The sequence below is a fragment of the Gilvimarinus agarilyticus genome (assembly GCF_000832015.1).
Classification (GTDB): domain Bacteria; phylum Pseudomonadota; class Gammaproteobacteria; order Pseudomonadales; family Cellvibrionaceae; genus Gilvimarinus; species Gilvimarinus agarilyticus.
In genome coordinates this window covers 3,641,797-3,653,815 of sequence record NZ_JXCJ01000001.1, presented here as the reverse complement: position 1 = coordinate 3,653,815, position 12,019 = coordinate 3,641,797, and the positions used below count along the sequence as shown (strand labels likewise).

Here is a 12,019-nt window from a genome sequence, read left to right as displayed (position 1 = left end):
ATGATAAAGAGCCGAACCCAAAAAGGGTTTACCTTGATCGAGCTTCTAATGACCATTGTGGTAATAGCCATCGTCGTTGCGATTGCAGCGCCGAGCTTTACCACGATGATTCTTAATCAGCGCTCTGAAGGTGTGAGCGAGGAGTTGGTCGGCGCGTTACAAATCGCCAAAACTGAAGCGGTGAAGCGCGGTGGGCGGGTAACGCTTTGCGCTGCCAATGCCGCTGGTGACGACTGCGCTGCCGACTGGACCAACGGTTGGCTAGTGATTGTGGATAGCGCCGCCGATGATGCAGCCGCTGCCCCGGTGCTGGATTCAGGTGATGACATTCTCCGTGTCTTTGATGCGCCCGATGACCGCAGTGTGATTACCGCCACCAATAATGGCGCTGTGAGTTTTGTGCGTTATACCAGTACCGGCCAGTTGGCTCGTATTGGGGGGCGCGCAAATGTGACGCCAGTGGTTTTTGACAGTTATGTCGATGGTTGTGTTGGGGATCGCCGCCGCAGCATCACAGTCGGTGTGGCTGGCATGATGGATGTTGCCCGTGCGGCGTGCCCAGGAGCTTAAACAAATGAACAATACACTCAAGCAACAAACGGGCGTCGGCTTAATCGAGGTGTTGATAACGGTGCTGATTCTGTCAACGGCCCTGATGGCGCTGGCAGCCCTGCAGACCCGCTCGCTGCAATACAACAGCAGTGCCTATTTACGTTCGCAAGCGAACATTATTGCTTATGACGCCATTGAGCAAATGCGTACCGCATCGCCTGCCCCCTCGGGCGGCGGTGCTGTTGTTGAGCCCGATATTGATGCGCTAGCCGCGCTATTGCCCGGTGGTACCGGTGAAATAGAGTGCGCGGCACGGGTGTGCACGGTATCGATTAGCTGGGATGAGCCAACCGCCAACCAAGATGGCGATGCGAACGAGGAGACGACTTTTGCGTATACATCCAGAATTTAATCTAAGCAGCATCAAGCGGCAGTCGGGTTTGTCGCTGGTGGAGCTGATGATCGCCATCACCATCGGTGTGGTGTTGATGACCGGCGTGGTGCAAATGTTTGTATCCAGTAAAACCGTTTTCACCACTCAGCAGGGGCTGTCCCGGGTGCAAGAGACCGGCCGTTTAGCGATTGATTTTATGGCTCGCGACATTCGCCAAGCGGGTTTTATGGGGTGCTCTTACTACACCGATTGGAGCTTAAATTCCACCTTAAACAACACCAACCAATTTGGTAGCGATTTTAGTTTTGAAACCAGCCTCAGAGCTTATGAAAGTAATGCCTTGCCCGCGGGTATGGTGCTTAACCCGGCGCCACGTGCCGACACACAGGTAATCGCCGTTTATGCAGCAAACGAAGAGTCGGTTGCAGTCAGTGAGCAAAACGACGCCAATAACGTTTATGTCGAGCTGACGACACCAGCGGGCGCCGAGTGCCCCAGTGGTATCTGTGATAACGATATTGTTGCTGTGGCCGACTGCGACAAAGCTATGGTGTTTCAGGCGACTACGGTTAATGAGCAGGCCGGCCGGGTGGTATTAGCGCACGCCGCCGGCGCCAACCCTGGAAATCAGCGTACGGTATGGGGTGGTGATGCTGAAAATCTAATTGAGATTTTTGATGAAGGCGCCGAGGTATTGAAGCTAAATACCGTTGTTTATTATATCGCCGATGGCCCTCGGGGTATCCCCGGGCTGTACCAGCAAGTCTCTGGCGAGCAGGCGTTTGAGTTATTGCAAGGTGTAGAGAATATTAATCTGGCAATAGGGCTCGACACCAATACGGATCGCGTTGCTGACAATTATGTGGCGCCTGCGGCGGTTGCCGATTGGAATCAAGTGGTGGCAGCGCGCTTAGATGTGTTGGTGCAATCCCCCGATGACAACGTCAGCGCTGAGAATCAAACCTACGAGTTTGCAGGGGCGGAGATCGAAGCGGCGGATCGTCGTATTCGGCAAGTTTTTTCTACCACGGTTGGCGTTCGCAGCCGCTTGCCGTAAACGCAGTGTAAAAGGCATTTTATTATGAACAAACTGCAAGCATTTAATCACTCTCAGCGCGGCGCCACCCTGATTGTCGGGTTAATTATGGTGCTGGTGATGACGGTCATTGGGCTCTCGGCCATTCGCGGCAGCGGCTTACAAGAACAAATGGCCGGCAATATGCGCGATCGGCAATTGGCATTCCAGGCGGCCGAGGCGGCCCTGCGAGAAGCCGAAGACGGCCTGAATATTCCGCCCGAAGCCTACCCTGTAGGCACCCCGGGCCATATCGAATCGTTAGATGAGTCGGGCAGTGCTTTTTGGCGCGACTTTGATAACTGGCAGGCTAATGCCGCTAACTATTCTGAACAGATTGATCACGTAAATACCCCACCGCAATTTTTAGTGGAGTCGGTTGATTTTTACTCATCAGGCGTTGACGGTAGTTCGGTTGATTTGGCGAACTTGCTTAGTCGCGGGATGGAACGTCGTTATCGGGTGACGGCCCGGGCCGTAGGCGGCTCGACAGATGCTGTCGTGATCTTGCAATCACATTATCGCTAAACACTTTCTTGCGCGGCTAGTGCGGAGTAATACGATTATGAATAAGAATGTTGTTGTTAAATATCTATCCTGCCCTAAGTGGGCTGTGTCGGCCATGACCGTGTTGTTGGGCTTGGCAAGTGCGCATTCGGTGCACGCGATTAATTTGGCGCAAACACCACTGTTCTTGGCGCAGCCGGTTAAGCCTATCGTCATGCTTAATATGTCGAACGATCATCAGCTGTACTTTAAAGCTTACGATGATTATTCGGACTTGGACGGTGGGGATGTCGGCGGTGACGCCGCGCCAGAAACTACATATAAGAATAGTTACGATTATTACGGCTACTTTGATAGTGAAAAGTGTTATACCCACAGTGCGGGTGTGTTTCGCCCTAGCGGCCCCGCTTCCAATCATTACTGTACCAATCAATGGAGCGGTAACTTTCTTAACTGGGCGACCATGACCCGCATGGATACCGTACGAAAAATCTTGTACGGCGGTATGCGCTCATCAGACTCTTCGAGCGAGACAATTCTGGAGCGAGCCTTTCTTCCGCAGGACGCCCACTCATTCGCAAAATATTATAATGGTTCTGATGTTGGTAGCTTGGTGCCGGGTGCTACATCTGGGCCCGCCGATTCCACAGCGAGTGGTGTGACCATCTGTAATACTACTGACCCTACTACACGTGGTTCATCGGAAGATGTGACGGCTCCTCCGATTATGCGAGTGGCCTCAGGTAACTACTCTTTATGGGCCAGTAATGAGCGCTGGCAGTGTCGTTTATCCGGTGCTGTTGGAGGAGGGGACAACGGTAAAAACGGTAATGATGCCACTAAGTCTGGTATTTACGCCCACTCGAGTTCGCCCAGTGCCGCAACCGATTATGTGGTTCGGGTTGAGGTGTGCGATACCGGTAATATTTATGAATCCAATAACGAAAACTGTAAAGGTTATACCGGTGGTAGCATTAAGCCTACGGGCTTGCTTCAAACCTACGGTGAAGACGACACCATTTTATTTGGTTTGATCACGGGTTCTTATAAAAAGAATAAGTCTGGTGGGGTGTTGCGTAAAAACGTCGGCTCAATGTCGGATGAAATCAACGCTAATGGCACCTTTAAGGTGCCGGCTAACGGCGAAAGTATTATCACCACTCTGAATAAGCTGCGTATTGCAAGGTACGATTACAGTAACGGGCTTTATAATAACAAAGATTCGTGTGGGTTCGGACTGTCATCATTTACTAATGGTAAGTGCACCAACTGGGGTAACCCACAATCGGAGATTTACCTCGAGTCTTTGCGCTATTTGGCGGGCCTGACTCCGGGTTTTTACGCTGATGATAGTACGATTATTGATGGGCTTAATACCGCCGGTTGGGATGACCCCATTAACAACGATAACTATTGTGCCCCTATGAGCGTCATCCAGTTTAATGCATCTACCAGCTCCTATGATGGTGATGAGCTATCAGGCTTCTCTGGCATTCAGGGGACGAAGACATTAAATGCGTTAACCGATGCTGTGGGTACGGCTGAGGGTATTCATGGTACGGAGCGTTATGTTGGTGAAACCGGTACTGATGGCAACCAGCTTTGTACGGCGAAAACCGTAGGTAGTTTGTCTAACGTATTAGGTACTTGCCCAGATGCTCCCCGGTTGGAGGGTAGCTATCAAATAGCCGGTCTGGCATATCACGCCAACGTTAATGGTATTGCCGCTGATCGTGAAACTGTTCAAACATTTGGGGTGGCGTTAGCGCCGGCCGTACCGCTTGTGAATGTCCCGGTTCCCGGCGCTGGCTCTGACGTTGTCACGATTCAGCCCGCGTGCCGTAATAGAGAGCCAAACCCCGATGGCAACTGCGCGATTGTCGATTTTAAAATTGTTGAGCAAAACCATGTGGGCTCCACTTATACCGGTAAATTTTATGTTAACTGGGAGGATAGTGAGCAGGGCGGAGACTTTGACCAAGATATGTGGGGTATTTTGTCTTACGAGGTTACCTCTAGTAAGGTTAAAATCATTACGGACGTTATTGCTCAGTCGACACCGAACTCAATGGGCTTTGGTTATGTAATTGGTGGCACCACGATGGATGGCTTCCACGTGCATAGTGGTATCAATAATTTCTCGTACACGAATACTGATTACCCCACAGCCGAGACATGTGATAAATGTACCACCGGCAACGGCCCCTCTGATCAAACATTTACGCTTGGTTCAACGTCTGCTTCTGCGCTACAGCAGCCTTTATACTACGCCGCAAAATGGGGTGGTTTTGAAACGGAAGACGAAAGTGGCAATGCAGTAACCGCACCGCCTCCCGGGGAGCCGGAGACCTATTTCTTTGCGACTAACCCGCGCAATTTGGAGCAATCACTAAAAGAAGCGTTTGACACCATTGCTGAAGGCGCCGGCTCGGCCAGTGCAGTGGCCACAAACTCTACCCGTTTAGGTACGGACGCCATTGCTTATCAAGCCACGTTTAACAGTGAAAATTGGAGTGGCGACTTAATTGCAGCACCCATTGGGGAGGTTGGCCTGGGTGCGCCGATTTGGTCGGCGGCTAACCGCTTGCCTGATCCTGATGCTAGAAATATTTGGACTCACAATGGCTCGAATGCGGTGACGTTTGAATACGCCAATCTCGGCCCAGATCAGAAAACTATATTAAATGATGATGGGTTTGGCGCGCAGCGGGTAAGTTGGATACGTGGCACTGAAATCTCTGGGTTTAATCAGCGCGATGACGATGAAAAGTTGGGTGACATTGTTAACTCAAACCCCAAATTCGCTGGCGCACAGGATTATGGTTTTGATCGCTCGGGTGCCAGTGGTGCCGACTCGTATCGCAGCTTTGTTGAAAGCAAGACGGTAAAAACGATTTTTGTTGGGGCCAACGATGGCATGCTGCATGCGTTTAATGCTGAGACTGGGCGCGAGCGGTTTGCTTACATCCCCTCTACCGTGTACGAACAGCTTAAAGAGCGTACCGACAGTAGCTATGGCTCGCCATTTGCGCCTCACCAGTATTCTGTGGATGGGCAAATCTTTATCGGCGATGCTTATACCAGCACCGGCTGGAAAACCATTTTGGTGGGTACACTCGGTGCCGGCGGGAAGGGGATCTTTGCGCTAGATGTTACTGAGGCGACCAATCTATCTGAGGCGCGGGTACTTTTTGAGTACAACGAAGATAACGCTCCTCAGATTGGCAATATTACCGGCACCCCTATTATTGCCCCGATGCCTGATGGTAGCTGGGCAATTATTACGGGTAATGGTTATAACAGTCAGGGGGGGGAGTCACGTCTGGTAATCATACCGTTGGACGGCACTTACACGCCGCACTATATTGCTACGGGCAATACGGGGGATAACGGTTTGAGTGAGCCTGCGATTTCAGTGGGTGGTGGCTTTCTCTCTCGCTACGCTTACGCTGGTGACTTACAGGGTAAAGTGTACAAATTTAATTTGGAAACTAAGTCGCTCGAGTACGAGCTGTTTACCGCGGACGATGGCAACGGGAATACTCAGCCGATTACGGCTGCGCCCGTGTTAGGCATTAACCCTTACCGTAAAAACGCGGCAGGTCAGCCCTCCACAATGGTGTATTTTGGTACGGGCAGCTACATGACTATAGGCGACTTGAGTAACACCGATTTACAAAGCTTTTACGGTATTGCTGATAGTGGGCAGACGGTGACTCGTGCGGAATTGTTTGTTAAGGATATCTCTGCACAGTATGGTGGAGCCAGAGAGCTATATGAAGGCGATGGCCCCTTCGGCGACGAGATTGATTGGCTTGCCAACGCCGGCTGGGTCTTAGATTGGGATGAAGTGGCGGGTGAGCGCGTGGTGGATAAACCCATATTGTCTTACGACCGGGTGATCTTCCCCACGGTAATTCCGACCAGTAACCCTTGCGATTATGGTGGTAATAGTTGGATTATGGCCTTAATCGGTGTGGGCGGGTTGTATCCTGGGTATAACCCACTGGAGCCGATTGAGCCTGCAGATCCGAACGATCCGCCAGTTACTCCGGGCGGTATTGAAGAAGATAAAATTGTTAAGTTAACCGATCCGACCAAAGACGGCGAGCCTTGCGGCGGTGCTCCTTTTATTATCCAGCAAAACAGTGATGGTACAACGGAGTACGTGTGCACCGGAGAACCGCCCATTGTGGAAGGTCGTCAGAGCTGGCGCCAGCTGCAATAATTAAACTGGGATGACAAAATGACAAGATCAAAAAATGCGGGTTTTACGCTGATTGAAATTTTGATTGTGGTAGCAATTGTGGGTATTTTGGCCGCGATTGCCTACCCCTCTTATATGGATAGCGTAAGAAAGAGTAACCGGGCTGATGCTAAGGCGTCGTTAAATGACGCGGCGCAACAAATGCAGCGTTGCTACACATTGAATCATACGTTCACGGACTGCCCTTCGGTGGGTACCTCAGACTCTGCGGAGCAGTTTTATGAGATTGAGGTGGCAGTAACAGGCGGCGGCACGGGCTTTACCGCCACGGCCACCGCCGATCAGGCGCCGCAGACGGGCGATGATGACTGTTTGAGTTTTACGCTGGACAATTTGGGGCGTCGTACATCAACCACGAATGGTGAATGTTGGTAATGTGTTTGGGCTGGCTTGGGTTTACTCTCGATCCAGCCCCAACTTTTGTAAGCGATAGCGCAACGACCTGAAACTTACCCCGAGCTTTTTAGCGGTTTGGGTTTTATTCCAGCGGCAGGCTTCCAGTGCGCCGCATAACACTTCTTTTTCAATCTCTTCTAAATACTCATCCAGAGAGTCGTGCTCAAGGCATCGTTGCAGGTGATCGGCCTTGACTTCTGTGCTTGCAGGAGCGCCGTTTGGACGTGGGCTGAGTGGCGCTGAGGCGGCGGGTAGCTGTAAATCCAGTGCATTTATTGTCTCGCCTTCGCACAGGGTAAACGCGCGCTCTAAAATGTTTTCTAACTCGCGAACATTACCCGGAAAAGAGTAGGCCATAAGTGCAGATAAGGCATCATCTGAGAGGCTTGGTGCGTTATCGGTTACCGCGTGAGCGATTTTTTTCAATAGCCGCTTGGCGAGTAACGGGATGTCCTCTTTGCGCTCGCGCAGTGCCGGTACGGCCAGTTGTATAACGTTTAAACGATAAAATAAATCCTGGCGGAAGTTGCCCTGCACCACTTCTTGCTCAAGGCTTTTGTGAGTGGCGCACAGTATGCGTACGTCGGTGGCGACTTCGACCGCGGCACCTACGGGGCGCACGGTTTTTTCTTGAATAGCGCGCAGCAGTTTCACCTGCATGTCGAGTGGCAAGTCGGCTACCTCGTCAAAAAATAAGGTGCCCCCCTCCGCGGCCTTAAACAAACCGGGCTTATCTTGATGTGCGCCGGTAAAGCTGCCTTTAACATGGCCGAACAATTCACTCTCGAGTAGCTCGCGAGGGATGGCGCCACAGTTTACGGCGATAAACGGTGCCCCAGAGCGCGGCCCTAAGTTGTGAATAGAGCGTGCTACCAGCTCTTTACCGGAGCCGGATTCACCGCTGATATAAACAGGCGCTTGCGAGCGAGCGAGTTTTTGAATGCTGGCACTGAGCCGGGCGATGGTTGGCGACTCGCCGGTGAGTAGCGCGCCTTTGTTACTGGGCTCGCTGGGTAATTCGCCGGATTGTATGGCGGTATTCACTAACTTGCGCAGTGTGCCTAATTCAACGGGCTTTGAGATAAAGTCAAATGCCCCCGCTTTCATAGATTCAATAGCGATATCGACGTTACCGTGAGCCGTAATCACCGCGACTGGCATGCGTGGCCGGTGTTGTTGGATGTATTCCACGATCTCTAAGCCATTGCCGTCGGGCAGCTTCATGTCGGTTAAACAAAACGAAAACTCGCGTTTAGCCAGCAGGCTTTTGGCTTCGGCAATGGTGGCGACGCTTTGAGTGTCGATTTGCATGCGCCCCAGAGTAATTTCTAGCAGCTCGCGAATATCGGGTTCGTCGTCGATTACGAGCGCGGTTTTATCGGTCATTGTTGTGCCTTATCTGGGTGAGCCATTTGTAAACTAAAACAACTGGGGTTTTTATCGTCGCTCTGGTAACTAAGAAAAGCCTGATTGGCTTCGCATAACTCCTGACAAATAAATAACCCTAAGCCTGAGCCGGTACTTTCGGTGGTAAAAAAGGGCTCAAAAATATGCTTTTGATTGGCCTGAGCGATTCCAGGTCCTTTATCGATAACCTTTATGTAGGGGGATTGGCGCCCCGTCTCGATGCCTACAACAAGCGTTACCGGCTGATCGCTATTTACCGGTGTGTAACGCAATGCATTATCAATTAAATTACTCAGAATTTGTTGTAAATGGCTCGGGTCGAACTTCGCATAGACTGGTATGGTATCAAAAATAAGGCCAATATCGAGGCGTTGCTCGTGATCATACTCGTCAATAAACTGCTGTGCCCAGTGGGTTAGCTCAAGGGTAGTGGGGGCCGCTGTTTTACGGCGAGAAACCTGCAAAATGTTTTCAATGATCTGGTTTACGCGCTTGGTGTGATTGCTGATGATTTCGAGCAGGCGCTGGTCTGCCTCCGGGAGGTTTGGCGACTCCCCCAGTAACTGGCTGGCATGGCTAATGGCACCGAGCGGGTTGCGAATTTCATGGGCAATGCTCGCGGTAAGCCTACCGAGCGAGGCCAGTTTTAGCTGTTGAGCCTGTTGTACGATCGCCCGGTTATCCTCGATAAACGCGAGGGTATCTTCGGCCTTGCCAAGCTCAAGGTTGGCAAGGCTAATGCGCAGCTCGTTGGTGGGACCGTGGCGGTTATTGATGACTTCTGACCCCGCGACTTTACCGGTGCGCCATTGTTGTAGTTGGTGGTTGAGCGTCGGAATTTGCTCGAGGGACAAATGGTTTGAATCTACCTCTGTTAGACCTAACAGGGTTTGCGCCGCTTCGTTAATCAGTTCGATGTCGTCATCTTTATTCAGTACCACAATACCGGTTCGCATCCGCTCGACGATAAGCCGGGCGAGTCGTTGTAGGTGGGCGATATGTCGTGTGTGTGCGGCGAGTTTATCGGTGCTGGCTCGGATCTTTCGGGTGACATATTGAAACACCAGCGCGGTGATAAAAATCATCGCGCCCAAAGAGCCGGCCACGAACAGCGCCTTGGAATCCACCCCCGACACCAGGTGATGCAGAATGCTCTCGCCGATTAGAGCAATGGTTGCCAGCGCCGCCATAAACACCGCCAGTTGCGCCGGCATCAGCATGCCGGCCGCCGCAACGGCGACAATGAGCAAGTATCCCAGGCCACTGGTGGCTCCGCCGCTGGCATACATAATAAGCGTTATGCCGATGATGTCGCTGGCAATGGCGAAGAATCGTTGTTGCATCGTCGGCGTGCGCCGATTGCGCCATAACGCGAGCAGCGTGATCACGCTGACTATCGTGTAAGTCCAGGTGGTATAAATAAACAGCGATGCGCTCTCGCTGCCCAGCACGTTACTGACCAGATCACTTTTGTAAATCAACAATAACAAACTACCCAGCAAGACGCGGTAATAGGTGTATACCCGCAACAGCTGATACGGGTCGTAACTGGGGTCGATGGCAGTATCTATGGGTTTCATGGGTATTATTATTGACCGTATGAGTGGCTCTGTTTGGGCAGCAGCCGGTTGAGGGTATTGTACAGTATTGACTGGGCTTTGCTTAATAGGGGGCTTTATCGGACAATATAGCGCCGCAAACTAAGCTCGGCCGCAAAGAGGGTACCGCATGAGTAAAGTCGTCGTCTGTATGGCGCAAATCAACACGCTGGTGGGAGACATCCCCGGTAACACTGAGCTGGTGTTGCAGCAGGCGCAGCGCGCGCTAGCTGAGCATGGCGCCGACGCCGTGTTGTTCCCCGAGCTGACCTTAACGGGTTACCCGCCAGAGGATTTACTCTTGCGCCCGTCGCTGCAGCTGCGGGTCGACCGGGCCCTTAATGCGTTAATGACCGCTGCATTGCCCGTGACTTTAATTGTCGGGTACCCCCGTGTGGTAGCCGGGCGCATTTTTAATATGGCGGGTGTGATTGCCGACGGACAATTGGTGGCAGAGTATGCCAAGCAGCATTTGCCCAACTACCAAGTGTTTGACGAAGTCCGGTATTTTGTGCCGGGGGACAAAGCCTGTGTGTTTGATTTAAAAGGCATCCCCACGGCGCTAACCGTGTGTGAGGATATCTGGCAAAGTGAGCCTATGCTCCAGGCCCGGGACGCCGGCGCTAAGTTGATGTTAAACCTTAACGCCTCGCCGTTTCATCAGGGGAAAGCGCGCGAGCGCGAGCAGCTACTGGAGCAGCGCAGCCGCGAGGGGCAAATGCCCATTATTTACACCAATATGGTGGGTGGGCAAGATGAGTTGGTGTTTGATGGCGGCTCGTTGGTGGTGAACCAAACGGGTAAGGTTTGCGCCCGTGCGCCGGCGTTTGAACCTGTGCTACTGCCTGTGAGTATTGTCCAGGGCGCTAGTGGCTTAGAGCTGGCACAGCAATCGTTGGCGCCCGAACCCTCTAACCTGGCCGCTGTGTATCAGGCGCTGGTGGTCGGGTTGCGCGATTACGTGCAAAAAAACCGCTTTAAGGGCGTAGTGCTTGGTTTGTCGGGCGGTATAGATTCGGCGTTAACCTTGGCCATTGCAGTCGATGCGTTGGGTGCTGACAATGTTGAAGCGGTCATGATGCCGTTTCGCTACACCTCAGATTTGAGCAAAACCGATGCGGCCGATCAGGCCGAGCGCATGGGGGTACGTTACCAATCAATCAGTATCGAGCCAATGTACGACGCCTTTATGACGGCGCTCGCGGATGAGTTTGGCGGCACCAGCGTTGATACCACCGAGCAGAATTTACAGGCCCGTTGCCGTGGTGTGGTGCTGATGGCGATCTCCAACAAAAAAGGCAGCTTAGTATTAACCACAGGCAACAAAAGTGAGTTGGCGGTGGGCTACTCGACTCTTTATGGCGATATGGCCGGCGGCTTCGATGCGCTTAAAGATGTACCAAAAACCCTGGTGTTTAGTCTGGCGAAGTATCGTAACTCGAGCGGTGAGGTGATTCCCGAGTCGGTCATTACGCGGCCACCGTCGGCGGAGTTGGCGCCGGATCAAAAAGACGAAGATTCGTTGCCGCCCTACGATATTCTGGATGCCATACTGGCATTGTATGTGGAGCGTGATTATAGTGCCGATCAAATCGTCGCTGAGGGGTTTGATCGCGAAGATGTAACCCGGGTGGTACGGTTGGTGGATATTAATGAGTACAAGCGGCGCCAGGCCCCCATTGGACCACGGATTACCCAGAGGGGTTTTGGCCGCGACCGGCGCTACCCTATTACCTCGGGTTGGCGAGCTGGGGAGTAAATATCCCTCTAGGTTAACACTAAAAAAGGGCGGTGCATTCAGCAGCCGCCCTTTTTTGTGCGCA

At 52.2% G+C, this 12,019-nt stretch carries 9 protein-coding genes; 7 read left to right on the top strand and 2 right to left on the bottom strand.

Features of this window, described 5'->3' with window-relative positions; translation table 11 throughout:
* From SD69_RS18245 to SD69_RS15775, 6 genes are read left to right on the top strand one after another with little or no spacing between them, the layout of a single operon-like run.
* On the top strand, positions 1–570 hold the full coding sequence (locus tag SD69_RS18245; protein WP_052481256.1) for a GspH/FimT family pseudopilin: 570 nt from the start codon (positions 1–3) through the stop codon (positions 568–570).
* A gap of 4 nt (positions 571–574) precedes the next feature.
* Complete coding sequence (gene pilV, locus SD69_RS18240) at positions 575–964, top strand: type IV pilus modification protein PilV (RefSeq protein ID WP_052481255.1); 390 nt, start codon at positions 575–577, stop codon at positions 962–964.
* Positions 942–2,003 (top strand): PilW family protein, encoded by a 1,062-nt coding sequence (locus SD69_RS15790; protein WP_041523974.1) that lies wholly within the window; start codon positions 942–944, stop codon positions 2,001–2,003. The genes pilV and SD69_RS15790 overlap by 23 nt, the downstream gene beginning before the upstream one ends.
* A 24-nt stretch (positions 2,004–2,027) precedes the next feature.
* Positions 2,028–2,549: a pilus assembly PilX family protein gene (locus SD69_RS15785; protein ID WP_041523973.1), complete on the top strand. Its 522-nt coding sequence runs from the start codon at positions 2,028–2,030 to the stop codon at positions 2,547–2,549.
* A 37-nt stretch (positions 2,550–2,586) separates the two neighbouring features.
* Complete coding sequence (locus SD69_RS15780; protein WP_041523972.1) at positions 2,587–6,756, top strand: pilus assembly protein; 4,170 nt, start codon at positions 2,587–2,589, stop codon at positions 6,754–6,756.
* Between the two features lie 18 nt (positions 6,757–6,774).
* Positions 6,775–7,170, top strand: coding sequence for a type IV pilin protein (locus SD69_RS15775; protein ID WP_041523971.1), 396 nt, complete (start codon positions 6,775–6,777; stop codon positions 7,168–7,170).
* A 21-nt stretch (positions 7,171–7,191) separates the two neighbouring features.
* Here SD69_RS15775 and SD69_RS15770 read toward each other — a convergent pair whose 3' ends face one another.
* Both SD69_RS15770 and SD69_RS15765 read right to left on the bottom strand, forming a co-directional pair.
* A complete protein-coding gene (locus SD69_RS15770) occupies positions 7,192–8,577 on the bottom strand; it encodes a sigma-54-dependent transcriptional regulator (protein ID WP_041523970.1) in 1,386 nt (461 codons plus the stop codon).
* The gene (locus SD69_RS15765; protein WP_052481253.1) at positions 8,574–10,178 is read right to left on the bottom strand and encodes a sensor histidine kinase; all 1,605 of its coding nucleotides are present in this window, start codon (positions 10,176–10,178) and stop codon (positions 8,574–8,576) included. Before SD69_RS15765 ends, SD69_RS15770 begins: the two co-directional genes overlap by 4 nt.
* Positions 10,179–10,326: 148 nt before the next feature.
* Here SD69_RS15765 and SD69_RS15760 point away from each other — a divergent pair, with 148 nt between their 5' ends.
* Positions 10,327–11,955, top strand: coding sequence for an NAD+ synthase (locus SD69_RS15760; RefSeq protein ID WP_041523969.1), 1,629 nt, complete (start codon positions 10,327–10,329; stop codon positions 11,953–11,955).
* The last annotated feature ends 64 nt before the right edge of the window (positions 11,956–12,019 follow it).